Source organism: Thalassospira sp. NFXS8, assembly GCF_040148805.1.
Taxonomy (GTDB): domain Bacteria; phylum Pseudomonadota; class Alphaproteobacteria; order Rhodospirillales; family Thalassospiraceae; genus Thalassospira.
Genome location: NZ_JAGEMF010000009.1, coordinates 13219 through 39168 on the forward strand (window position 1 = coordinate 13219; position 25950 = coordinate 39168).

At 52.8% G+C, this 25950-nt stretch carries 16 protein-coding genes; 4 read left to right on the top strand and 12 right to left on the bottom strand.

The window, feature by feature from the left end; translation table 11 throughout:
* Positions 1 to 50: 50 nt before the first annotated feature.
* Entirely contained in the window at positions 51 to 1001 is a 951-nt protein-coding gene (locus J4E05_RS23730) for an NAD-dependent epimerase/dehydratase family protein (protein ID WP_349600900.1), read from the bottom strand.
* Positions 1002 to 1195: 194 nt separating this feature from the next.
* Here J4E05_RS23730 and J4E05_RS23735 point away from each other — a divergent pair, with 194 nt between their 5' ends.
* From J4E05_RS23735 to J4E05_RS23750, 4 genes are all read left to right on the top strand, one after another.
* Positions 1196 to 4519, top strand: a complete 3324-nt coding sequence (locus J4E05_RS23735) for a response regulator (RefSeq protein WP_349600903.1) — start codon at positions 1196 to 1198, stop codon at positions 4517 to 4519.
* Between the two features lie 9 nt (positions 4520 to 4528).
* On the top strand, positions 4529 to 5434 hold the full coding sequence (locus J4E05_RS23740; RefSeq protein WP_349600906.1) for a diguanylate cyclase: 906 nt from the start codon (positions 4529 to 4531) through the stop codon (positions 5432 to 5434).
* Positions 5435 to 5571: 137 nt separating this feature from the next.
* Positions 5572 to 5946 (top strand): response regulator, encoded by a 375-nt coding sequence (locus tag J4E05_RS23745; protein ID WP_349600909.1) that lies wholly within the window; start codon positions 5572 to 5574, stop codon positions 5944 to 5946.
* 14 nt (positions 5947 to 5960) lie between these two features.
* Positions 5961 to 6968, top strand: coding sequence for an endo alpha-1,4 polygalactosaminidase (locus tag J4E05_RS23750; RefSeq protein ID WP_349600912.1), 1008 nt, complete (start codon positions 5961 to 5963; stop codon positions 6966 to 6968).
* A 148-nt stretch (positions 6969 to 7116) separates the two neighbouring features.
* Here J4E05_RS23750 and pelG read toward each other — a convergent pair whose 3' ends face one another.
* The 11 genes from pelG to fdhF all read right to left on the bottom strand — a co-directional run bounded on the left by pelG (position 7117) and on the right by fdhF (position 25949).
* Complete coding sequence (gene pelG / locus J4E05_RS23755) at positions 7117 to 8493, bottom strand: exopolysaccharide Pel transporter PelG (protein ID WP_349600914.1); 1377 nt, start codon at positions 8491 to 8493, stop codon at positions 7117 to 7119.
* Positions 8493 to 10016 carry a GT4 family glycosyltransferase PelF gene (gene pelF / locus J4E05_RS23760; RefSeq protein ID WP_349600917.1) on the bottom strand — a complete coding sequence of 508 codons (1524 nt, stop codon included), beginning with the start codon at positions 10014 to 10016 and terminating at the stop codon, positions 8493 to 8495. Before pelF ends, pelG begins: the two co-directional genes overlap by 1 nt.
* On the bottom strand, positions 10013 to 11128 hold the full coding sequence (locus tag J4E05_RS23765; protein ID WP_349600919.1) for a tetratricopeptide repeat protein: 1116 nt from the start codon (positions 11126 to 11128) through the stop codon (positions 10013 to 10015). The genes pelF and J4E05_RS23765 overlap by 4 nt, the downstream gene beginning before the upstream one ends.
* Entirely contained in the window at positions 11125 to 12546 is a 1422-nt protein-coding gene (locus J4E05_RS23770) for a hypothetical protein (protein ID WP_349600922.1), read from the bottom strand. The genes J4E05_RS23765 and J4E05_RS23770 overlap by 4 nt, the downstream gene beginning before the upstream one ends.
* A 27-nt stretch (positions 12547 to 12573) precedes the next feature.
* The gene (locus J4E05_RS23775) at positions 12574 to 13182 is read right to left on the bottom strand and encodes a GNA1162 family protein (RefSeq protein ID WP_349600924.1); all 609 of its coding nucleotides are present in this window, start codon (positions 13180 to 13182) and stop codon (positions 12574 to 12576) included.
* Positions 13183 to 13201: 19 nt separating this feature from the next.
* Complete coding sequence (locus tag J4E05_RS23780; protein ID WP_349600927.1) at positions 13202 to 14803, bottom strand: tetratricopeptide repeat protein; 1602 nt, start codon at positions 14801 to 14803, stop codon at positions 13202 to 13204.
* Between the two features lie 59 nt (positions 14804 to 14862).
* Complete coding sequence (locus J4E05_RS23785; protein ID WP_349600929.1) at positions 14863 to 18831, bottom strand: hypothetical protein; 3969 nt, start codon at positions 18829 to 18831, stop codon at positions 14863 to 14865.
* Between the two features lie 11 nt (positions 18832 to 18842).
* Positions 18843 to 21083, bottom strand: a complete 2241-nt coding sequence (locus J4E05_RS23790; protein ID WP_349600932.1) for a polysaccharide deacetylase family protein — start codon at positions 21081 to 21083, stop codon at positions 18843 to 18845.
* Between the two features lie 532 nt (positions 21084 to 21615).
* Positions 21616 to 22425, bottom strand: coding sequence for a formate dehydrogenase accessory sulfurtransferase FdhD (fdhD, locus tag J4E05_RS23795; RefSeq protein WP_349600934.1), 810 nt, complete (start codon positions 22423 to 22425; stop codon positions 21616 to 21618).
* 207 nt (positions 22426 to 22632) lie between these two features.
* Complete coding sequence (locus J4E05_RS23800; RefSeq protein ID WP_349600936.1) at positions 22633 to 22857, bottom strand: formate dehydrogenase subunit delta; 225 nt, start codon at positions 22855 to 22857, stop codon at positions 22633 to 22635.
* Positions 22858 to 23069: 212 nt separating this feature from the next.
* Positions 23070 to 25949, bottom strand: a complete 2880-nt coding sequence (fdhF, locus tag J4E05_RS23805) for a formate dehydrogenase subunit alpha (protein WP_349600939.1) — start codon at positions 25947 to 25949, stop codon at positions 23070 to 23072.
* Position 25950 lies beyond the last annotated feature (1 nt).

Genomic DNA, 25950 nt, shown 5'->3' on the forward strand with positions numbered 1-25950 from the left:
GAATGTATGGCGGCGGGGCAGATGCCGCAAATGTCATGTGGCAACCGGCGTTAACTGTTGGCAAGGCGCTGGTTTTGTTCCCAGTCAAGCAGGGCACGAAGCCCGTCTTGTAACGAAACATCGGCGACATGGCCGATATCGGCGTTCAGGCGGGTTGGATCCCCTTTGGATCGCATAATGTCGCCCTGTCGGGCATCGCGAAAAACCGGATCGCCGGTTTTTCCGGCCAGTTGGGTAATTTCGCGGGCCAGGTCAAGAATTGAAACTTCTTGTCCACGGCAAACATTGGCGCGAAGGAAACAGCCTTGTTGGGTGTTGTGCAGGGTGTTCATGGCCTGATGCAACGAAGCCGCAACGTCAGAGACAAAGACAAAATCGCGCGTTTGTTCCCCGGTGCCAAAAATTTGTAATTGCCGATCGGTCAGTACATGATTGACGAAAATTGAAATCACACCGCTATAGGGCGAAGACGGGTCCTGCCGGGGGCCATAAACATTAAAAAATCGCATTCCGGCAAACCGCATGTCATAGGCGGTGGCTGCCAGCCCGGCATGGATTTCGTTTGCCAGTTTGTCGGCACCGTAAAATGAAATCGGTTGGGGAATTTCAGTTTCAGAAACCGGAATGGTGGTGTTGTTGCCATAAATTGCCGCCGAAGATGCAAAAACAACCGGGATTTTCCCGGCATTGCGGGCGGCTTCAAAGACATTAACGGCGCCAAGCGAATTTACGCCATGCGTTTCGCCCCAGCATTCAATGCTTTTTTGTACCGAGGCCACAGCGGCAAGGTGGAAAACACCGTCGCATCCCTCAATTGCATCCCTGACCGCATCGGAATCACAGATATCGCCGATGATTAATTCGGCTTCGCCAGCCAGATTATGGCGATGCCCCGTCGATAGATTGTCCAGTACACGCACATAGTCACCATTGGCAAGTAATCTGTCTGCCAGGTGGGATCCGATAAATCCTGCGCCGCCGGTAATAAGATATTTCGCCATTTTTGGTACTCGTTGTGAAATATAAATATATTTTAGGTAAGGCCACGGCTTATATTTTTATGGAAGTTCAGCATTTCAAGGCGGTTTTTCAGACAAAGCGTTGGAACTTTGTCCGGGTTCACTTTACTTTCCCATATGGGCCTGGACCGAACAGGCAAGCCTGCATTTAAATTTTAAACCATAGGGTTTGTTGCGTGACGGTGAACAATACTGCACCAGAATCAGTTGACGGTAGCATCGCAAAAGTAACCTTGGCAATGAACAAGCGGCTGGTGATGGGGGGCTTGCTGGTTCTGGTTGCCTCTATTCTGGTCGGGTTTAATTTTTATGTACGGGTTATTCTGGATGCCCGTGCTGTGGAATCGGCCTTTTCCGATCTTAACGCCATGCTGAAAAGCTATTCGGACCAGTTTGAACAACGCACCCGGTTATCGGGAACGGTTCTGATTGGCCTGGCTGATAAACTGAGCAGCGAGCAGTTTTCACCGCGCGAAGGTTATATTTTGCTGCGACAGGCAGCCGAAAGCCTGGAATTGATCCGTGTTTTGGGTGTTGCCGACAAGGATGGCAATATTATTTTGTCATCCCGTAGCATTAAGCCCCCCAAGGTCAATGTCAGGGATAATGCCAGCATTGCCTATTTCATGAATGGTGGCACGGACCCGTGGTATTTTGACGGTCCTTATCAAAGCCGGATTGACGGTACCTGGCAGGTTTTGGTGTCGGCACCGGTGCACGATGCCAACGGGGCGGTTAACGGTGTTATTGGCGCGGTGATTGACCCCGAAACCATATTGGAACCCTTGCAACGGGTGATGTTGCCTGACGATTCCCTGGTTTTGATGAATGACCGCAGCGAACTGATTGGCACCATTCCATTTGATGGCAGAGCCGTTGGTAACAAAGCGCGATTTGCCGGGCCGGGTGCCAAAAGTTCTGCCTCGGGTGCGACAGCCTATGAACTGCGTACAGATGGGCGTGGCAACCAGTTGCTGGTGTCGGCCCGTTCTGTGTTGGGGGGCAAGGTTCGAGTTGTTCTGACACGGCCATTGGCACAGGCAATGAAGGGCTGGCGGCTTTTTGAACTGGCATCCCTTATTGCATCGATTGGGCTGTTTGTGCTGGTCGTTATAGGCTGTGGTGTTTTTGCCTATTACGATGTGTTGCAACAGCGCAATTTTGATCAGCTTTCATTGCTGAACAAAAAAATTCGCGAAGAAGCAGACAAGGTTGAGGAACTGGCCCAGGTTAAAACCAATTTCCTTGCCAATATGAGCCACGAAATCAGAACGCCGATGAACGCGATTATCGGCCTTTTGCATTTGCTGGGCTATACCAGCCTGACGGCCGATCAGCGCGAATATGTGCGCAAAATTTCGGATTCCGGCAAGTTTTTGCTGGGGATCATTGACGATATTCTGACCTATTCAAAAATCGAGGCCGGCAAGGTCAAGCTCGAACAGACGATTTTCTCGGTGCAGGAAATCATGAATTCGTTATCGACCATCATGTCTGTCAATTCGGCTGGCAAGGATATCGAGGTGCTTATTGCAGTTGGCGAAAGTGTGCCACGCCATATTATTGGCGACCCTTTCCGATTGCAGCAAATCCTGATCAACCTTTCAGGGAATGCGATCAAGTTTACCAACCGTGGTGAAGTGCTGATTTCGGTTGAATTGCTGCGCAAGGACGGCGACCGGATCGAACTGGAATTTGAAGTTCGGGATTCAGGCATTGGCATGGATGAAGAACAGGTTGCCAACCTTTTTACCCCGTTCCAGCAGGCCGACACATCCACCAGCCGTAAATATGGTGGTACGGGACTTGGGCTTTCGATTTGTTATCGTCTGACAGAATTGATGGATGGTGAAATTTCGGTGCAAAGCAAACGCGGCGAAGGCAGTACCTTCCGGTTTGTCTTGCCGTTCCAGTTACCCAAAAAGCAGGATATCGCGCTTAACGAAACCCAGGATAAATTGCGGGTTCTGGTGGTGGATGACAATTCGCTGGCCCGCGAGGTTCTGGCGAAAACCACGCAGAATCTTGGGTGGGATACGCAGGTTGTACGGTCTGGCGAGGAAGCCATTGCCGTGATGGAGGAAAAACAACACGAAGGCCGGTATTTTGACCTGGTGTTGATGGACTGGAAAATGCCCGGTCTGGATGGTGTTAATGCCAGCGAGGAAATTCGCGCCCGCCTGCCTGAAAGTGCCATGCCGATTATTGTGATGGTAACCGCCGGTGAAAAAGACAAACTTCTGCGTCATTCCTCGATCAGCAGTGTTGACGGCATTATTTTGAAACCGGTAACGGAATCAGCCCTGTTTAATGCCGTGGTGACCGCCAAGACACGCGCCCGGCGCAAAGGCCACCCCCACGTTCAGTTTGATGTTGTTGAGGAAAACACACGCCAGGAGGGGGGCACAAACGCCCTGCAAGGGTTGAACCTTTTGGTGGTGGACGACAATTTCATCAATCAGGAAGTCGCCAAGCATATTCTGGAAATAGAGGGTGCAACGGTAACCCTGGCGGGCGATGGCAAGGAAGCCGTCGATGTTTTGCGCGATCATGGGGATGATTATGATCTGGTGTTGATGGACTTGCAGATGCCCAATATGGACGGGCTGGAAGCAACCCGCGAAATTCGTCAGACACTGGGTAATTATCGGGTGCCAATTGTGGCCCTGACGGCGGGTGTTTTTGAATCTGATCGGGAAAAATGTTTTGCCGCAGGGATGAACGGATTTATCAGCAAACCGTTCAAGGCCGAAAACATGATTCGCCGTATTCGGGATTTGGCCGAATATCATCGGGATGCACAAAAGGATGTAAATGCCCTATTCGATGCCAGGAAAGCCGTGGATGACAACACCGAAACGGCCATTCCCGGGCCAGAAACGGCACCTGTTTTAGATAGCCCGGTTCCTGAAATTGACACGGGCGCAGGCAAACAATCTGTTATTGATCGCGATCAGGCTATTGAAATGCTGGGCGGGAATGAAAACCTGTTTCATGCATTGGCACGGCAATTTGTGAACCTGTATGCCAATGTTGCGGATGATTTTATCGCCAGCTATCAGGCCGGGGATTTTGCGGCCCTGAATTTGAAAGCCCATAGTCTTAAAGGGGCGGCAGGGGCTGTTGGTGCCAATCAACTGGCAACAGCTAGCGGCACCCTTGAAGCGTTGGCCGAACAGCAAAACCGGGATGAAATTGCCAAGCTGTTTCCCGGGTTTTTAAATGAATTGCAATTGGCATTGGTTCAATTGGGGGCAAAGCCGGAAGAAAAGCCGGGACCCATGCAAACGGGGCCTGAGGCAGATAAACTAAATGATGCGTTTCAAAAACTGAAACAGGCGGTTGAAAGTAATAATTTGATGGCATTGCGTTTGGTGGAAAACCACAAAGACGATTTGCTGCAAATTTTTACCCCCGAGATATATGATAAAATCCGTCTTCATATCGAAGAACTGGACTTTGATGAGGCGGCCGCCCTGATGCGTGATGCGGCCCGATAGAGTTTGAACATGAACAACCCTGAAAGCGGCCGAATCCTGATTGTTGATGATGATCCGATCATTATTCGTATTCTGGCATCAGCCCTGAATTATTATGATGTGCTGATGTTTGCCAAAACCGGCACCGAAGCCCTTAAAATGATTGACCAACATGAATTTGATGTTGTTTTGCTGGATGCGACCCTGCCCGATCAGGATGGTTTTGAAGTGTGCCGCAAATTGCAGGGAAAACATATGGCATCGGAACCCCGGGTTATTTTTATTACCGGGCGTACCGATGTGGATGATGAAACCCGCGCCTTGAACGCGGGGGCGGTGGATTTTATTAAAAAACCGGTGCGTGTTGAAATTGTGCAGGCACGGGTGCGAACACATTTGTCGTTGAAACTGGCGACAGACAGGTTGCGTCGCCAGTCGCAAGTGGATGGTTTGACAGGTGTTGCCAACCGGCTGGAATTTGAAACGGCCCTTAAACGCGAATGGCAAACGGCGCGGCGCCTGCAAAGTCCGGTCTCGCTGGTGTTTTTTGACATCGATTTTTTCAAAAAACTAAACGATTCCCAAGGCCATCGCATGGGGGATCAGCATTTGAAAACCGTCGCCAAATTGCTGGCAACGGCGGCAAAGCGTGGCAATGATTTGATTGCGCGGTATGGCGGCGAAGAATTTGTGTTGTTGTTACCCGGCGCGCCCCTGACCTGGGCTAGTTCAGTGGCCGAAAACCTGCTGGCCGAACTAAAAGATATGAAATTGCCGCATGGTGAAAGTCCTTACGGGGTTGTCACCATGAGCGCCGGGGTTGCCACCAAAATTCCTGTTGATGAACATTACGAGCTGTTGGTCGAACATGCCGATCAGGCGCTGTATCAGGCAAAAAATGCGCGCCGGAATATGGTTGCAAAATATCAGGATTAGATATTTCTGCCTCGAACCACACAAAGCATGTTGGTTTTTTCACCTGAAACGACCATCTTTAAAGTCGTGAAAAGATTTTGCAATGCAATGTTCTGTTCCCCGGGGACCAGGGCAGGCATTGTGTGGATGGTTGGTGGATGAGCGACAATATCAAAATTCTGGTGCTGGAAGATGAACCCATAACCCGGACTTTGTTGCAGGCAATTTTGCGCAAGGCTGGGTATCAGGTGACCATCACGTCAAGTTATGACGAAGCCCTTGCCACGTGGCAACGCGGGGCGTTCAATCTGATCATTGCCGACTTCTTTTTGGAAGGAACACAGACCGGGGCGGATTTTATTCGTGAAATTCGCGCAAGCGGCAGAACCATCCCGGCAATCGCCCTGAGCATTGCCGATCAAAGCCAGAACCTTGACGATATCAACAAGGCCGGGTTTGATTTTTATTTACCCAAACCAATTGATGTGCGCGTTCTTTCGGATGCAGTTGCAAGGCTGCTGGCGCATGCGTGACGGATATACAATGTGTGGCGAAGGTGGTTGTTGGCATGGTTGCAAAGCGCACCGGTAAGCATTTCCTGATACGGCATATGGGGCGATACACCCGGCCAGCCCGTGCTTTGCGCCAGGCGATAACCATGCTGTTTTTACTGGCTGGTGTAATGATTGTTGCGCAAAGCACTGTTGCCGGTGCCAGCCCTGTTCATGCGCAATCCGTTTTCCAGGGGGCCAATGTGGCCGTTAAAAACCAAGGATTACATCCCGCGGACACTGCACAGGGCGTGTTATGGCCGGTTGCAGCGTCGACACCGGCGGCGACAAAGCCGGTAGCCGTGCCTGACGCCCGGTTTTTTTTGCAATTGCAGGGGGATGTTACGGTGCCCGCCGGAACGCGGGTGGTGGACGCAGACCTGTTTGATGTGGATGCAGCACAGGTTGCCCAATGGCGCAAGGATGGCATTTATCCGATTTGTTATATGAGCGCCGGTTCGTTCGAGGATTGGCGCGCCGATGCGGCATTGTATCCCAAATCGGTGCTGGGCAAGGACTATGAAGGATGGCCGGGCGAAAAATGGCTTGATATACGCCAGATTGCCAAACTGGCCCCGATTATCAAGGAACGGCTGGATTTATGCCGGGAAAAGGGTTTCAGGGGTGTTGACCCCGATAATATTGACGGTTATCTGACCGATACGGGGTTTAATATTTCCCGTGACGATGCGTTGCGTTTTGTCCGCTGGATGGCCAATGAAGCACATAAGCGGGGTTTGACAATCGGCCAGAAAAACGCCCCCGACATGGTAAAGGACCTGGCGGGGCTGCTGGATTTTGCCATAACCGAAAGCCCGGTTACGTATGATCACGGGCATTATTTCACACCCTATGTTGCGCAACACAAACCGGTTTTTGCCATCGAATATTTAACCGGGGCCAGCAAAATTGACAGGTTTTGCCAGGAAGTACGCAAATTCGGTTTTCAGGGGATTAACGCCAATCCTGAACTTGATGGCAAAAACCATTATTGCAGCAAATAAGAGCAAACGGCATTGATCTGAACCGATCGCCGTGGCGCTTGCCCGGCTTTTCCTGGCATCAGTCTTATAGATAAATGCTGTTTAGGCCTATATCGGAATGTCATTGTCGGGCAATGCCATCTTGCACCCATATCCGATCCATAAGCCGTTAAACCGATGGGTTGTTGGTTATGAACGCGCCGTAAGCCAGGCGTTTAAGATTATAGACCAGGCACGACATCGCCAGAATAAAGGTCAGGGCTGCAGCCAGAAAATACCCCATGCCATGAAGCGGGAAGTAGTCGGCGGCAAACCAGGTAAAGGTGAAATTGGCGATCAGGAAAATGGTATTCAGGATCATGACCGGTTTGCGAAAATCAAAATAGGATAAAAACACCATCGCAAACATTGCCAGCACATGCAGACACGCACCCAGTGCGCCAAAGCGAAATACGCCAATTTCCTTGAACGGGATGTTCATGGTTTCAAGGATAAAGGCGGCCGATAACACAATTAGAATGGCAAGAAGGCCGGTAAGAACCACAAGGTTACGCAGGCTGAGCAAAGTGAAATTGATGATGTCGCGCTGATAGCTTTCGATTGTCATGTAGGTGACGTGTTTTTGGAACGATTTATAGAACCGGTTGTATTTTTCGAAAAAGGCGGTTTCGATATTGACGAAAAACACCGCAAAAATCGGAATGGTGAACAGGTAGGACAGAAACATCGCTGAGTCATAATAGGGGGTGGTGCGCAGGATTCCTGCCACAACATCAACATTGCTGTCGCGCACCCACATGACCCATTTATCAACCCAGATCGCCATATTGTAACTAAGGCCGCTGATGCCCAGTACCCAATAGGTGCCGCCGCGCTGAAATAAAATAAACGGTTCGTGTGGCAAGGCAGGGTATTCGACAAAAATCCAGGCCAGCAAGCCAAACAGGATAAAGGCCAGCCCGGCATTAAAGCCCCACATCAACCCGGTGGCACCATAGCTGGTCAGCAGGATGCCGCAGGAAACAAAGGCGATAAACATCCCGATAAAAAAGACACCGGAAACATAGGTGTAGTTTTTTAACGCACTGACAAAAACCACCACTGTCCAGATCAGTCCGATCAGATATCCACCGGCAATGGCAGCAGCGCGCTGGCTGGCGGTCAGATCGGCGGCGTAGCCATAGAGGTAAACCATTGGCAGGGTTACCACCACGATATAGGCCATCATCATGGAAAAGAGCAGCGAGGGTGCCCGGTCCAGCCGGTCTTCGTGGATCTGGTCAGCTAGAAGCCGGGTGCCGACCATGACAATAGGCCCGCAAAAAACCAGCGAGAATGAAAAGTTATAGGTGATGATGGTACGAAAGATCAGCAGATCGTCCCATGTCACCAGATAGCGGGTCAGAAATGTAATGCCAACCAGCGCCAGAATGGTGAACAACCACGGCCCGGATGAGAGCAATGCGGAATAGGAATAAGCCTGTACAATGCCCCACAGGTCACCCCGGCCAGTCATTTTGCGCAGGGTAAAGCCAATACCAGCCATTAAGTGTTCCCTTTGCTGCTAATCAGGGGGCCGTTATAGCCATTCCCGGCGTCGCGCCCGGTTCGATAAATTTCACCATAAAGGGCCAGAACGTTTTTCTTGTTGTACTGGTTTTTCACCCGCTGTTTGATGGTTTCACCAAATTTGTCGCGGGTGGCAGGTGATGTGATAATTTGTGCCAGCGCCTTTGCCATTTCGCTGGGATTTGCGACTGGCACAACAATGCCGCCCTGGCCCAGGCCGGGAATTTCGTCGGATCGGCCATAAAGCATTTCACGGCACGCCCCCACATCGGTGGCAACGGTGGGAATACCGGCTGCCCCGCCTTCCAGAATAACCAGCGGCTGGGCTTCGCTAACACTGCTGAGGACCATCACATCGATTTTACCCAGATAATCGGCAATGTTCACCCGGCCGCCAAATGTGACCACATCCTTGATTTTAAGGTGTTCAACCATTTCCAGGCATTCGTCAAAATAGGTCTGGTCTTCGTCGGTCGGGCCTAAAATCAGGGCTTCGAAATGGCGGGTTTCGCGGGTCAGCATGTGAATGGCCCGGATAAAGGATTTGATATCCTTGATCGGCACCACACGGCCAATCAGGCCAATGACAGGTTTTTCCTGTTTTTCGCGGGGAACGGCGGCATATTTTTCGTAATCAATGCCATTGGGAATGACGCGCACGCGCTCGGGCGCGGCACCATCGCGCAATTGCAAAACCTGGTTGCCTTCATACAGCGTGATGATTTCATCACACGCGCCATAACATGCCCCGGAAAGGGCGGAAAAACCCTTTAGCCAAAGCGAGCGAATGTCTTTTTCCAGGCTTTTGATATCGTAATCGGGGATCGGATTTTGATATAGCCAGTCGGCCATGGCAATTTCGATCCGGCGTTCATTGGTGTAAATGCCATGTTCGGTTAACACCACCGGGCGCTGATATTCGATTTTGGCGCGTGCCGCCAGCAACCCGGCATAGCCGGTAGATACCGCATGATAACAGCGCGCTTTGGGCAGTGAAAACCGCGTGGTTGCCAAAATACCGCCAACGAGAATGCGCCAGCTCCAGAAAAAGTCCAGAAACGAAGTCGACGAGAAATTTTCGCTATAAAAGGTTTTCAGGAATTCCCAGCCAAAATGGCTGTTTAGTAAAATGTCCTTGCCGATATCGAGGCTGTTAACGCCATTGGTAAAAGTGGAAAAATCCTCGATCCGGCCATGATTTAAAAATTGCAGCAGGGCATTCGTGGTCTGGCGCAGTTTTTTGCCCTGCCAGACAAATTTGCGACCTTCGGGCAATTCATGCAAATACAGGTGCCGAATGCCGATAACATTTTTGGGCACATCATATTTATGGGGCAGTTCCCCGGTGTTTTGCGCCAGAATTGCCACAACTTCAAAGGTGATGTCGGGCATGGCACATACAATGTCATGTACCCAGCTTGAAACCCCCCCGGCCACATAGGGATATGTCCCTTCAAGCAGCAGGCAAATGTCGGCTTGCTGCGCGGCGGTTTTTTTCATTCCGGCGCCCCTTTTTGCCACAGGGCCATGCTATCAAGCCGGAACGGGCTGACCACCGGATTTTTACCTGCGCCTGTTTCGGGAAAATGGCGCGCTATTAGTTCGCGCACCCGATCGTAATCCTTGGCGTTATAGGTGGCCTCGATCAGCCAGCTGGCGATGGCCTGTTTGTTGGTTGAACGTTCAAGGGCAATTTCAAACAAACGGGCCGCGCCCAGATAATCGCGTTGCCGGTTAAGGATACGGCCAATGCGGTAGGGCGGGGTGGCGTCATCGGGTCGATCTTTCAGGCATTGTTCATAGGTTTCCAGTGCCATTTTCCGGTTTTCAATTTCGCGTTCACGGTCAAGAAGGCCGGTAAAGGCATAATCGTCGTAAAGGGTAGCCAAAGACATTTTGGCATCGAAGTCATTCGGGTTTTGGCGGATGGTTTCCTGAATTTTTAAAACATTTGCCAAAAACCGGTTTTCAATCCTTGCCTTGGCCGATGCCGCCAGCACCCGTACGGTCGGGTCGGCATCGTTCATCGCCATGATAATGACATTGGCAAAATCGGGCCGGAAATAGCGTGATACCAGGGTAACAATCGCCAGTTTTTCCTCGGTTTCGGCTTCCTGCATCAGGTCGGTATAAACGGTAACGCTGTGTTCGGGGCCGATGGCCCGGCTGCCGGAAATGATTTGGCCATAAAGTTCTTCGGCGGTGGTGGCGTGATCGGCGGGGAACAAGGCCATGTACCAGTCGCGGAACCGCCATTTGTCGCTGCGGGTGAAAAACGAAACCGTCACCAAAAGCAGGCTGCCCGCAGCCCCGAGAAACCCGCATAACAAATAACCAAAACCAAGAATGTAATATTCGCGCACAAAAAAGCCGCGAGACCCCTGCCAGTAGCACAGTGTAATTAACACGGCGGAAGACACCAGATGCAAACCGGCCAGCAGGGGCCAGGCAAAGGCATTGGTGGCAAAGGCAAATGCCACCAGCCCCGATAACACCAGTGCCAGAATCGTGATAAGTAAAATCCAGATATAGGAGGACAGCGGACGCGCCACATACACATTATCGCCCCTGGGTGGGGCTGACGGTGTTGATGCGGGCGAATGCTTGCTCATGGTGCGGGTTGTTCCCGGTGTTGCGCAGGTGCAGGTTTATTCACAAGTGTTTTTGTGACCAGCGTTAGCTGGCAAATGGTTTCATCGCTGCTGCCATGCAAAAGTGTGCTTAACTTGCCACGAACAATATCGATCCCTTCCTGTTCTGTGCCAAGCAGCAAAATCGAAATGATGGTGCCGTTATCGCGGCCATCGCGCTGAAAAACCAGGTCGGTATTGCGTAATTCGCGGGAAAATCCGCGGGCGATCTGATCGGTCAGGCGCAGGGCTTCGTCGCTGGCAATGTTGTTTTCGGTATTTCGAACGTCCAGTTGCCACAGGGAAAGGCCGTTTCGGCGGCACACCTGAATTAACCATTCCGACAATGACGGCCAAAGCTGGCTTGAGACAACTGCGCGCCGGGCACCATCATTGCTGATCCACACCGAATTTTCATAGGTTTCGGCCTTGGCAAAGGCACTGCTCAGCCATTGACGCACCAGATTGGCATTGATCAGAAGCGAACTGTTAAGTTTATCAAAATCGATTTCCTCGATCCGGATGACGGCCAGCACTTCGCCCGTTGCACTATTTTGCACCGGAATGGCGATAATGGCGTCATTCCCCAAAATGGCAGCATCGTCGACCCGGTTCACCATCAGGATACGGCGTTCGGTGAGCAGGGAAGAATAAAGCAGGCTGTCGCCGTGAATTTGCCGGGAAAATTCGGTGGGGGTATCCCACCCATGTGACACCAGAGCGTCAAGATTGTTGCGGCTGGGCACAAAAACCGAAAATTTGTTGGGGGCCAGAATTTCGTCTACCAGGCTTTCGATACCGGTAATCACATCGCCAATTTCAAGCTGTTCAACATTCTGGGCAGCCCGAAACACGGTTAAAACCGTTTGGGCCTGGGTGGCAATTTGCCGTTCGAGAAAATGTACCCGTTCCATAGTCGAGGCATAGGCCTTTGACAGGGTTTCCTCGCGCAGTTCGGTTTGGGCCAGATCGGCGCGCAATTCGGCGTTTTGCACCAGTTGGCGGCGGCGCAATTCCCCCAGAAACAACCCGGTCAGCATCCAGACGATGGGGCGCCAGCCGATATAAAGCAGGTAATCGTAATAGTCCTGATCGACATTTTGCGCCGGAAAATGCCCGCTTAGCAGGGTAATGCTGGCGGCAATGGCCGCAATCAGCCCGGCGCTGGTGCCATATTGCACAGATAGCAAAATGACCACCGCCCAAAGCGGGTGGGGGGCAATCATCCAGAACCGGTTGCCCGTCCCCATCGTAAAATCGGCCAGCAAAAACAGGCCGATGAAAACGGCCAGTTCAATGATGGCAGACAAACGCAGATCCGACCCGGCACTGCTTGCGCTTTGCCGGGCTGTTTCCACTTCGATGCGTTCATTGTCGTCAATTATGCCGGGACGGGTCATTTTCAAGCATTACCGATCAAAGTGTTTTTAGTTACCAGTTTTGGTCCGGGTCATATTGGCAACCATCTGGTTGACCAGACGTTGGGCAATGATGCTGACGCTGTCCCGGGCAAAGGTGCCCTGGCCGACAATGCCGGAACTTGCCGTCCAGACAATTGAGCCATCGCTGATATCGACCAGGCGCATATTCATGCTGACAGACGGTTCTTCGCGCAGGCCATATTGATAGCCATATTCCGAAACACTACCCGTCAGCACATATTGTACACCCAGTATTTCGCCCAGTTGGCGGGCGGAAACAGTGCTGTGCGCGCCGATGGCGCTGGTGGCGGCATTTTCGCTTGCAAGTGAATCATAGGTTTGCGTCACATTGCTTTCGGGCTGTACTGCAAGGCCGGTGGTTGCGCGAAGCGCACTGACGGCCAGGTAAGACGCAACCTGGCCCGCTTCCTCGCTGTTGGTCAGGTTATCAAATGGCATCACGGCAATGGTGTTGCCCGGTGCAAGCGAAACCGGGGCACTGGCGGTAACGATCTGGCGGTCGCCCCCGGCACAGGCGGCCAGCATCAGGCCAAGGGCACCTGTCGCCAGCATGTTGCGCCACATCCGAAATCGCCCGTTGGTTTGTGTTTTCATGGTGCTGTCCTTTCCCGTCCTAGAAATATTGTTTGATCGAAATGCCGATAAAGGTGGAACCGCTGCTGCCCACACTGTTTGAAGAATTCGCAGTATGGCCAAATGACAGGGTTGTTTCATATTGATCCGCCAGGTTGCCGATCAGGGCGCCGTTAAACCCGAAACCCTGTTCCCCGTACCGGTCATAGCTATAGGCAACGCCGGTTGACAGGGTAAGATAGTCGGCCAGGCGGATATCATGGCCGATCGAAAATTCGTGAACTTCGCGCCGGGCAACATCCAGCGGGCGAAAGCCGGTACCGTCCTGTGCCGTTTTGTCTGTTTCTGACAGCGGATATTCGGCATCCAGCCGATACCCGGCAAAAACCGGAATGGTGTAAATATCGAAATTATCACGGATATACCCTTCCAGTCGCCAGGTGCGGGCAAGGTCTTCGTTACCCTTTAACCCGTAACGGTTAACAGATGTGCCGACGCCAATGTCCCAGTCGTCGCTGGTGACAATGTCATAGGTTACGGCCAGATTGTCGCGGGTGCCATATTGCACAACAGCGCTTGTCTGGTCCCAATAGGGTTGATGGTAATCAAAACCGATGGCGGCAATACCGGGCAAAATATTGCGTTGCCATTCTGCCCCGATGCCGGGGGCGTTTTGGGTGGCATAGCCCCGGTATTGCAAAATATCGCGGGCGGAAATTTCCTGATCCAGCTTTAAGGCCAGTTTTTGCCGTTCGCCTGTGAAACCTTTGTTTGCACCGTTACGATTTACAAACGGGTCCGCATCGATATGGCGGTTTTCAAGGTCCATTTGTAATAACAAATCGTCGCGGATAAAGGCCCGTCCGTTGATGGTCGCAACAATTTGGGTGTTGCTGCTGCCATTGTCCTGGAACTGTGCGCCTGCGCCAATAAAGGATCCGTTTTGTTTTAAAATATCCTGGCGGGCGCGCACAATTGCCGGGTCATGGTTATGACTGATAACGCGGCCATACTGGCGGGCGGCTTCGCGCCAGTTACCACTGCGATATTCAACTTCGGCAAGGGCATTGCGGGCTTCGATGCTGTCGGGGGCGTTTTTCAGGATCTGGCCTAGAATTTCACGGGCATGGCCATATTGGCCCAGTTCCATGCGCGCCCGGGCCTCGATAATTTCGCGGCGGGTTTCGGCGGCTTCTGCTGCTGCATTTGTTTGGGGAACCTGCACCGGGGCAACTGCCGCATCCGTTGTTGGTTCGGGTGCATTATAGTTGACCGTAAGCTGGTCGTTATTCTGGGAAACTGCAAATGTGCCGTCAAATGCCATTTCCATCAGCAATACGTCATAGCTGGTTTGAACGGTTAACACCTGTTCGGGGTAAGTGCCGATCAGTGTGTTGATGTCAAATTCGCCAATCGGGTCGCTAAAGCGCACAATCAGTTCCCGGCCATTGGTCATGACGGTGTTGTCCGGGGAGTTTTTGAGGTCCAGCACCATGTTGAAATTACGGGTGCCATCACTGGTGATGCGGGCATCGGTAATTTCGGCATGGGCCGGTGCCGCCAGCCCGGCGATACCCGTGCAAAGCGCGATTGTGTATAGCCCCCTTACGGTTGCAGCATTGCCCACATTATTCCCCTTCATTCCTTCGAAATGCCCCTGACGCTGGAAAAATCTGTGTGTTTTTATGTGTATTAAACCGGTCATGGTCGCCGTACCCGTTGCAGGGCGCGCTGCGGCGATTTTTGCAAAAGGCGTGTTTCGGCAATATCGGCAATAACCCCGGCATCGCCGGGCCGGTCGCGCAACAGCCCGGTGAAAACGGCAACCGCATCGTCATAGCGTTGCAAACGTTGCAACAGTAATCCTTGCAGATGGCGCATATCGAAGGTTGGTTTGGTTTGCTTTTGCAGCAATTCCAGCGACGTACGATAATTTTGTGTTGCTGCCTTTTGCCGCCCCAGCCGGTCGTATGATTCGCCCAGTTCATAATAGGTTTCATAATCGCCCGCCGGTTTAAGTGCCAGATAACGTTCAAGATAGGCCCTGGCGTTGTCAAACTGTTCCTTGCCAAAGGCAAATTGCCCCATGATGCGGAACGGTTCGGGGGCTTTTTTGTCTATCACGGTCAGGCGTTCGGCCATTTGCTGTGCCAGGCCTTCAAAATTGCCGGCTTGTGCTGCGGCCATCAGGTTTTTCAGGCGTGCGGGGTCGCTGGCGGCCAGCTTGCGCTGGTCATCAAGCAGGCCCAGCAAGGCCGCCCGGTTACCCGATTTTTGATAGGTGGCGATCAAACGGTCAATAAAATCGCCGTTGTCGGCATATTGTTTGGCGTATTCTGCCAGCAGTTTTTCCGCCCGCGCCGGGGCAAAGGCATTGCTGGCAATGTCAAGCCATGCCAGCCGGGTTTTGCCGCTGGACTGGTTAATACGGTCTGTAATCCAGTCGGCCTGTTGGTCGGTCAGGCGTGGTCCCCACAAAAACAGCAATGTTTTGGCAGCTTCGCTGTCAGGTCCGGTATTGGCTGCCATGGTCTGGAAAATTTGGGCCGCCGCTGTTTTCTCGCCCGCGGTTAGCAAGCGATAGGCAATTTCCTGGCGTTCGCGGTTGCCAAGGCCCGGTTGCCCGGCCTGCCGGGTTAAAAAGGCAAAGGCTTCCTTGCGACGACCCAGTGCCGACAGGGCATCGAAGTAATAATTACCCCATTCAATGGACTGGTCGGCCCGTTTGGCAAGTTCGGGCAATACGGCGTCATAGGCGTTAAGCCCGATCAGGTCATAGACCAGTTGGGTTTTGCGCGGTTCGGTGCTGTTTTGCAGGTCCTGGCCCAGCAGGGCAACCAGTTCCTTACGGCCCGGCCCCCCGGTATTAACGCTTTGGCGCAGGGTTTCGACATACAGGTTTCGATAGTCATCGTTGGCGAATGGCAAATCGCGCGCCAGCGCCAGCGCACTGGCAATATGGCCGGCACGCAACTGGGCATCGGCCAGGGCAAAGCGCAATGCCGGATCGTTCGGCGTTAGATCAAACTGTTTTTGCGTGGTGATAATTTCGGTTGCCAGGTCGCCCGATTGGCTGGCCAATCCTTGCAAGGTTGCCAGATCGCCGATCTGATTGGGTTTCCAGCTATAACCGGCAATCCATGCCCGAATATCAGCCGGTGTTTGTGGCCCGATTGCCAGAATTGACAGGGCAAGCTGCGTGTTAAAACCCGGTTGTGGCGATGCGATGCGGTTTATAAAGCGGGTTCCGTCATTGGTGCGGTTCAGGCTGCGAAACAGCAGGGCGGCTTCGGGCAGGCTGGCATCATCCAGCGATTTGGCGCGCAGCAAGGCATCAAGGATTTGATTAAGGGCCGATGTTGCCGTTGCGTCAAATATATTGGCGTTTCCAACTGCATTTGCCGTGGTCGATGCCGGGGCCTGTGTGCCAATAATTTGCCAGATGCGCGCCATTTGCAGCAATGCCGCAGGCGAACTGTCGTTTAAATGCTGCAGTGACTTTTGCAGCATTAACCGCGCCTGATCAAAATTCTTGTCGGCGAAGTCGGCCCGGGCCGAGGCAAGATAAAACCACATGTCGCCGTCGTGCAAGGTGGTTTCCTGTTGTAAATAAGCCTGGGCAAATTTGATGTCGCCGGTATCAAGGGCGCGGTCGATCAGAAGGGCGCGTAACCAGTCGGGCAATTCGCCGTAACGTGCCAGGATATCTTCATGCAGGGTGGCGGTTTTATCCACCGATATGGCGGCCTCGATATAGGCCGCAAAACTGGCAGATGAAAGCTGGCTTGCGGGCACATCAAGGGTGGCGATTGTGTCATACAGGTCTTTTTGGCGGTTGGTTGCCAGTGCTGCCGATACCCAGATATCGGTCAGGTCCATATGGGCGGCAAAATCGGATTTATATTTTTCCGTCAGATTATAGGCCCGCGCGGGTTGGTTAACATCCATCATGAATTGCGCCAGCCGGGTGGCATTGGCAGGTGTCAGGGTTTCGTCGGGTAACTGATCAAACGCATTATTCAGACGGGCGATGTCGTTTTGCAGCCATATGGCTTCAAGCACCAACAGGCGGTTATCCAGGCTGGGCTGCTGCCGGGTCATTTCGCGGGCAAGCTGTTCGGCAAAGCCATATGCCTTGCCCTGGGATGCGGTGGCATAAAGGGTTGAAAGAAGATCTGCATCAAGCTGGTTGCCGTTGGTATTGGCAAGCCATTGTTGCGCCAGGTCACCGTGGCCCGTGGCCGCATTTAACAGGGCCAGCGCAGCCTGATTGCGAAAAACCGGGTTATCTTGCAGGGCAGGTGCCAACAGGGGCAACCCGTGGGCGGCTTCGCCCAGTGCCACATACAGGCTGGCAATGCTGAAAATATCGCCATTTTTGGGGGTTGTTTTTGCAAGCTGGTCCAGCACTGGCAGCAAATCGCTGGTGCGGCCCAAATCGTTTAGCAGCATCGCCAGTTCATAGCGGTTGGCAAAACTCATGTCGGGTTGGGCAAGGGCACGGCGGATCCACTTGCCGGTATCGGCATCATCCTTGCGCAGCATGGCGTATCGCGCCCATAAAACCGGTGCTCCAAGGCGGACATCTTCGGGGATGTTTTCAGCAAAGCTGGCAGCACTTTGCATGTCGCCTTTTTGCAGGGCAATCTCCAGCCCGTAAGACATGATGTCGGGCAGTGCGGCATAGGGATGTTGCCCGACATAGGCAATGGCATCGTCTAGATTTCCGGCACCAACAGCGGCTCGCACCGCAACGGCCCAGCCATCCTCGGTCAGGTTGTTGCTGGCAATTAGCGGGGCAAGAACGGCCTGTGCATCTGCAATGCGGTTATTATCCAGCAGGGCGGATGCATAAAGAACCTCCAGTTGCGGGTCGGTTTGGGCCGGGATGGTGCGAAGTGCGGTTAAAATATCAATCAACTGGCCCGGCTTGCCACGGGTCTGGTACAGATTTGCGATGACGCGCGCGGTGGCATAAACCGGCAACTGGCGCATCCAGTCGCTGGCAAATTGTGCGGCCTGTTCGGGGTGGCCGGTATCAAACAGCAAGCGCAGCTTTAATTCGGCCAGGGTGGGGGTAAAACCATTCGGTTTTGATAGCAACGCATCGACAAAATCGATTGATTTTTCGGAGTGCCCCAGGCTGGCATACAGATATACAATCGATACCAGGTCGTTATTTGTGGCCCAGCCCCGATCAGCCAGTTCGCGTAATACGCCGATCTGGTCCTGATAGCGGCCCTTGAAATTGTAAATGTTCGACAGGCTGCGTAACAGGGCTTCTGTTGGCGCGATCTGGCGTAAATCCTCCAGGGTGCGGGTATAGTCATCTGGCCGCTGGGCATATTGGTAATAGGTGCCAAGGTCGGTCAGGACACGGACCGATGTCGGGTCTTCGCGGTGCAGTTCCTCGAACAGGGCAATGGCGTGGTCAATTTCACCATTTTGCAAATAAATACGCGACAGGGCACCATAAACATCAATGCTGCGGTTACCGGCGGCGTATTCTTCTTCGTAAAACTGGCGGGATTTAACAAAATCCTTGTCGCGAAAATAGATGTTCGCCAGTTCGCGTTTGGAGGGCACCAAAAACAGCCCGGACATAATCACCGCGCCCGTCATCGCAATGATGACGCCCAGACTGGTTAAATTTATTGTCCCCAAACGCACGGTGTTGTTGCCTATTCCATCACAGGTTCAAGGATAAGGTCGGCACCGGAAATGCCATCAAGCGGAATGGTGAAATGCAACATGCCTGTGGTATCAGCCGTTATGGTTTTGCGCCATTCGGGCCGGTCCTGGCTGGCTGGAACACTTGCTTTGTAAACAGCGGATGGTTTTGTCCGCCATTGCATTTCGCCCGCTCCGAAACCCTGTATTTTCATATGGAGAATGCCGTGGTCATTTTGAATATCCCATGCCCGCCAGCGGCTTGAAATAACATAGGGTTGGCTTGCCTGCGGGTATCGTTGTGCTGTTTTACCTGCATTTACCGCAATCACAGGGGTATCGACGGCTTCGTCTAACGCAATATACAGGCTGCCCTGATAATGGGTTTGCCCGATGACGCCGCTGGAATTATCAAAATCCACCGAAAGATATGCGCCATTATCAAAACGGATGGTTTCTGCCTTGCCGCGATTGCGCACGCGCCAGCGTCCATCGCTGGTTTTTTCAATTTCGGCGGTGAAAAAACCTTTGCCCACTCGGGCATAGCGGCTGGCCGTAATGGGAATAATCGACGATTTTCGGGCCAGTTCCAGATTGGAAATCACTGCGTTGCGGCTGGCAATTTTTTCGCCCGAATACATGTGATAGTAAATATTGAACGGGCGCAGACGGATCGGACTTTCGGTATTTTCAATGGTACTGGCGAGATAGCGAAACCCGAAATAGCGGTCAGACCATAGCCTTGTATAGGTGTTTTCGTTACTGTTCGAGGCGTAAATCTGCACAGTTTTCCCAACGCGCCTTCCGACCGGGGCAACCCATGCCAGCGAGGGATAATCCGGGTCCCATCGGCTATCTCCGCCATTAAGGTTGGGCAAATCAATGCTATCTGCCATGGCAATGGCGGCTTCAAACGGGGATGTGTCGCCCGACCATTGCAGCAGTTCGACCTTTTTGCCCTTGGGGGCAAAGGTGCTGATATAGTCGGCGGCACCGATAATTTCTTGATGTAAATCGAACGGGCGGCGAATATAGGCGCGTGGCAATTCATAGGATTTTTTCAGGCCGGTATCCGATGCATCGACATCATCGGCAACGCCTAGAAATTCCAGAACCCGAGCGGACATATCATGGGCATTTTGCCCAAAATCGCGTGTTTCGCGTTTGGCAGAATATTTGTCAAAATAGCTCCACTGGAACGGGTGGGTATAGGTATGCGAGGCAGCCTCAACCTGGGGGGCGGCGAACATTTTGCGCGCAATATCGCCGGTTCGTTTGGTCCCGGCCCAGTTCGGGTCAAGATCGGCGGCAATGGGGGCAACCGAAACCGGCAGGTCGGGATAAGGGGCGATAAAATCGCGATAGACTACTTCGGAATCCAGCAAGGGTTCATCGTCGTCGCCACGGATTTCGCTGATATTACGCCAACCGTCACCATCAATATGCGAATAGTAAATCCGCCGACCCATCAAAGTGGTGGTATCTATTTTCGGGAATTCTTCAAGATTGAACGCACGCGAGAAAAATTTGAACGGGTTTAAAATCCATTTTCGGTCATGCTCGTTGCGTCCGATGCGCACTGCATAACCATCCTGTACAAACCCGCCCGACGGGCCAAACGCCCCCAGGACATAGTCACTATTGCCTTGCGGTGGTTTGGCCGAAACAAAGGGCACCGACCCGTTTGCACTGCGTTCGACAGCGTAAAAAGGCGGCAGTGGTTTTACGATTTCGGATTCATATCCGGTCATGTCCGGGTCAAAATGGCTAACGCTGAAATCAAAGGTAAACTGTTCCCAGTCGCCGGTATAACGCCCGCCCAAACGGCTTAGAACCCGATTGACTCGCGCCAGTGACACCGTTTTCCCATCCAGGTTTTGCAAAAAAGACCAGTCGCCCAGAATAACCACTCTGGTGCCGGCATTCATTTGCGCATCAAGCCATTCAAGAAAACCTTCCGGGTCGGGAAGACGGTCAATCTCCATCCATACCAAAATGCCGCGAAACTCGTGTGGATCGTTAAATTTCGGCAATCCCTTGCCTAAATCAAAATGGGTTACGGTCAGGCCCAGATAATTCAGGACAGTTTCCGCCAGTGTGTGGCCGGGCGTAAAACGGGGTTTGGGGTCTTCCGGCGAATAATAAACAGATGCAATTTCACGCGATACAGGGCGCGCCTGCGCCATCGATATTGGGGCGAGAACTGCAATGCACAGAAAAAGTACCCGGAAAATGTTTAATAGAGAGGCCAAGCGGTCACCCATTTGCCTGCGGTGTGCGTGGTCCCGGCAGGGTTGAAGTTGGATATATTTGACGATCCAGAATGCTCTTTTACGCTTAACGTATAGTAAATTATAGTAAAACTTATACATTTAGTTCGTATTATAGACGTTCTTATTATCCATAGGTGAATGACAATAATTCGCACCTTGTTGATGCAAATAAATATGGTGATCCCTGGTACGGATTTAAGTGGTGAAAGGTTCAATTTTTAAGGGAACTGCCATGTCATCCGTTTTCGATGTTGCATGATGCAAATCCGTTACGATGAATGCGTGGCGAACGCATGGAAACACCATTCTTATGAGGCAACTGCCGTATGGCGGTATGGTGCCCCATCGCGCAGAGACTTTATTTCGGAGAATTTGTGCGGTGCTGCGGGGCCCTGATATGCCGCAAATGCCTTGAAAACGGATTTTTGGGACTGGCCGGTTTAATTGGGCCCAGATGAGCGGTTTTGATCAGCGCCTATTGATCTTGCGGCTTGCAGGTTAGGCCATTTTCCTATGCAAAACGGCGAAAAAGACCACGCCGTTCACGGCAAATCAGGGTTAACCCCGCCTGCCTGGCCAAATTCACGGCCGTCAATGTGGGGCCGGAAAGTGTGACCAGCCCGCCAATACCGCATTGCACGGTTTTGGCAACAATTTCATAGGAACACCGGCTGGTCATTAAAATGAAGCCCCCGACGGGATCAATATTTTGCCGGGCAAGGGCGCCGAGGACTTTATCAAGGGCGTTGTGGCGGCCTATATCCTCGCGGGCGAGCAAGATTGTGCCGTTGGCATCGGCGAAGGCGCTGGCATGAAGCAGGCCCCCACCGGTTTTGTTACGGCTTTGGAATTCAGGCAGGGCATCAATGGCCGCAAGCACAATATTTTGCGGCATGTTCCCCGGTATGACCTGGCGTGTGGCTTCGGTCGGGATGGCTTCCAGCGATTGTACACCACATAATCCGCAACCGGATCGCCCCTCAAGGGTGCGTTGCCGACTGGTCAGGGCATCAATGCAATCTTCGTCCAGGTCCGCCTCAATGACGTAGCCGCGCAAGGTTGACCTGACATCGGTAATAACGATCTGCCGACTATTTTCTATGATGCCTTCGCTCAGGCAAAAGCCGATAACAAAATCTTCCAGATCATAGGGTGATGTCATCATGACGGTATGTGATTTACCGTTAAATACCAACGCTGCCGGAACTTCGGGTTGCAGCAACAACGCATCTTCGTTGTCATTGTCCCGGGTGATGGCGAGGGCACGGTCTTGCGAGCGATCATCAAACATATGGTTTTCATCGGCGGCATCATGGGCCAAGGGTCGTACCGCTTTCATCCTGAAACTGTGAAGGTCTTGTATCAAAGCCCGTTTTTCAAAGTCTGCTTTGTTTTCCGGTGCCAGTCATTAAACCGGATTTATTAGTTGTCAGTACAGCATCTTGCGGGGAAGGGCCGGGCGCAGATTAAAGCAACCCTGTTTCCTCTGTTGCGCGACAGGCCGTATGATCCGGCTTTGCCGGGTTGGTCAGGCGGGTTGTTTAACCTTGCGAATGGCGGGGGCAGCTTCGATGACCAGCGGGTCAAGGCCATTGCCGCCTTGGGCGATATGGTCAAACAGGGCGGTGCGCATACGGGGTTCCCAAAAATCACTTATATGCCCGGCAATGCCTGGCACAGCTGTTTCTGCTGGTTGCGATTTAAAAAAGGTCGCAATCTGGTTGGCCATGTAAACAAGTTTTTCAGGCGTCATAATTTCATTCTCCTGCCAGCAACCCGTGCCGCATCATACAGAAATATGCAATTTTATAAAAACCTGCACCTTGAAACGGTTTGGTCGCCCGTTCGGTTCCACATGTTAATGTGGCGGGGCAATTTTATCGTTTTTCAGGCCAGGTTTGTCGGCAAATCGAAAACGGATATTTGCGGGCACCGACAAAAGAGGCGGTGCCCGCAAAAGGCTGGTTATTCAGCTGCGTCAATGGTCGGCAAAATACGACGAGCCTGTTTGGCCTGTTCGTCATATTCGACCTGCCATTCCGTCGGCCCGTTCGAGGCCGAAACCTGCACCGCCGTTACCTTGTATTCGGGGCAGTTGGTGGCCCAGTCGGTAAAGTCGGTGGTGATCACGTTGGCCTGGGTGCCGGGGTGGTGGAAGGTGGTGTAAACCACACCAGGCGATACGCGATCGGTGATTTTGGTGCGCAGGGTGGTGTCGCCAGACCTTGATGCCAGACGGATCCAGTTACCATCGCGAATACCGCGTTGTTCGGCGTCATGCGGATGAATTTCCAGAAGGTCTTCTTCGTGCCAGACGCTGTTTTGCGTACGCCTTGTTTGCGCACCAACGTTATATTGGCTGAGGATACGCCCGGTGGTGAGCAATAGCGGGAAGCGCGGGCCGGTTTTTTCATCGGTGGCGACATATTCTGTCACCACAAACTTGCCCTTGCCGCGCACGAACCCGTCAATATGCATGACCGGTGTACCCATGGGGGCCTTTTCATTACACGGCCACTGAACCGACCCTTCGCGTTCGAGCAAGTCGTAATTCACCCCGGCAAAGCTGGGGGTTGTGGCGGCAATTTCGTCCATGATCTGTGACGGGTGGGTATAGTTCCAATCCAGCCCCATGGCCTTGGCCAGGTTCTGGGTAACTTCCCAGTCGGCATAGCCGTTTTTGGGTTTCATCACCTTGCGCACGCGGTTAATGCGGCGTTCGGCGTTGGTAAAGGTGCCGTCTTTTTCCAGGAACGTTGAACCGGGTAAAAACACATGGGCGTAATTGGCGGTTTCGTTCAAAAACAGGTCATGGACGACAACACATTCCATTGCGGCAAGGCCGGCGGCCACATGTTTGGTATCGGGGTCGGACTGCAAAATGTCTTCGCCCTGAATGTAAATACCACGGAATGTGCCATCAACAGCGGCGTCAAGCATGTTGGGAATGCGTAAACCGGGTTCGTCGTTCAGTTTAACCGACCACAGCTTTTCAAAAATATCGCGCGCACCATCATCGCTGATATGGCGGTAGCCGGGCAGTTCATGCGGGAAGGACCCCATATCGCACGAGCCCTGCACATTGTTTTGCCCGCGTAGCGGGTTCACACCCACGCCGGGACGGCCAATATTGCCGGTTGCCATGGCCAGGTTGGCAATCGCCATAACGGTGGTTGACCCCTGGCTGTGTTCGGTCACGCCAAGGCCATAATAAATTGCGCCATTGCCACCGGTGGCAAAAATGCGGGCGGCTTTGCGAATTTCATCGGCCGGAACACCGGAAATCTTTTCGACTTCTTCGGGGCTGTTTTTGGCATCGGCAACAAAGGCTGCCCAGTCTTCAAATTCGGACCAGTCGCATTTTTCGCGAATGAAGGCCTCGTCAAACAGGCTTTCGGTAACAATGACATGGGCCAATGCCGTGAGCACCGCGACGTTGCTGCCCGGCCGCAAGGGCAAGTGGGCAGCAGCCTGAATATGCGGGGAACGGACCAGATCAATCCGGCGCGGGTCAATCACAATCAATTGTGCCCCGGCGCGCAGGCGTTTTTTCAGGCGCGATGCAAAAACCGGGTGGCCGTCGGTCGGGTTCGCCCCAATCAGAATGACAACATCGGTATGTTCAACGCTGTCAAAATCCTGGGTGCCCGCCGAGGTGCCAAAGGTGGTTTTCAACCCATAGCCGGTGGGCGAATGGCAAACACGGGCACAGGTATCGACATTGTTATTGCCAAATCCGGCCCGGATCAGCTTTTGCACCAGAAAGGTTTCTTCGTTGGTGCAGCGTGACGAGGTAATGCCACCAATCGATTCCTTGCCATATTGTTCCTGAAGGCTGCGGAACTTGTTGGCGGTATAGGTCAGGGCTTCTTCCCACGAAACTTCGCGCCACGGATCGTTGATATTTTCGCGGATCATGGGGTTCAAAATGCGGTCCTTGTGGCTGGCATAGCCATAGGCAAAGCGGCCCTTAACGCAGCTATGGCCCCGGTTGGCCTTGCCATCCTTATAGGGCACCATGCGCACCAGTTCATCGCCGCGCATTTCCGCCTTGAACGAACAACCGACCCCGCAATAGGCACAGGTGGTGACAACTGAATGTTCCGGCTGGCCGATATTGATAACCGATTTTTCCTGCAAGGTTGCCGTCGGGCAGGCCTGCACACAGGCCCCGCACGATACACATTCGGACGACAGGAAATCTTCGTGCATACCCGGCGAGACGCGCGATTCAAACCCGCGTCCTTCAATGGTCAGCGCGAATGTACCCTGTACTTCTTCACAGGCCCGCACACAGCGCGAACAGACAATACATTTGCTAGGGTCATAGGTGAAATAGGGGTTGCTTTCATCCTTGGCCATATAGCGGGGGTTTTCCTCGCCATTTTGCCGGGTTTTGACGTGGTTTTCCCCCTCATAGCCATAGCGCACATCGCGCAGGCCGACGGCACCGGCCATATCCTGTAATTCGCAATCGCCATTGGCGGCACAGGTCAGGCAGTCCAGCGGATGGTCGGAAATATAAAGTTCCATCACCCCGCGACGCAGCTTTTTAAGCCGGTCATTCTGGGTGCGCACCACCATGCCATCGGTGGCGGGCGTGGTGCAGGATGACGGGGTGCCACGGCGGCCTTCAATTTCAACCAGGCACAGGCGGCAGGAACCAAAGGCATCAACCATATCGGTTGCGCACAATTTGGGAATTTGAATGCCAGCTTCCATCGATGCGCGCATGACAGATGTGCCTTCGGGCACGGTCACGTCAAACCCGTCGATATTCAGCGTTACGGTTTTGTCGGATGTGACGGCGGGGGTGCCGTAATCGATTTCTGTAACCAGGGACATT